Source organism: Pseudomonas sp. 51_B, from assembly GCF_017491595.1.
GTDB lineage: Bacteria > Pseudomonadota > Gammaproteobacteria > Pseudomonadales > Pseudomonadaceae > Aquipseudomonas > Aquipseudomonas promysalinigenes.
Map to the genome: position 1 here is coordinate 1 of NZ_JAFGYW010000272.1, position 484 is coordinate 484.

At 58.3% G+C, this 484-nt stretch carries 1 protein-coding gene; it reads right to left on the reverse strand.

What is annotated here, in order from left to right:
* On the reverse strand, window positions 1–484 hold a 484-nt coding region (locus tag J5M56_RS24785; protein WP_243430903.1), incomplete at both ends, for an ABC transporter transmembrane domain-containing protein.

Genomic DNA, 484 nt, shown 5'->3' on the forward strand with positions numbered 1-484 from the left:
GTCGGCGATACGGTCCTGGCTCTGGCGCGAAAGATTGCGCACGCGGCGGCAGAAAATCAGGATTGGCGCGATCACCAGCGGCAGTGCAATCACGACAATGCTGGTCAACTTCGGATTGGTGATGAACAGCAGCACTACACCACCGATGACCATCAGCAAATTGCGCAGGAACAGCGAGAGCGACGAGCCGATCACCGATTGCAGCAGCGTGGTGTCAGCGGTCAGGCGCGACTGGATTTCCGAGCTGCGGTTGTCCTCATAAAAGCCCGGATGCAGATACACCAGGTGATTGAACACCTGACGGCGAATGTCGGCGACCACGCGCTCGCCTATCCACGACACCAGATAGAAACGGGCAAAGGTGCCCAGCGCCAGCCCGAGCACCAGCAACATGAAAATGCCGATGGACTGATTGAGCAGATGCGGCGAACGGGTCATGAAACCCTGGTCTACCAACAACTTGATGCCCTGCCCCATCGACAGG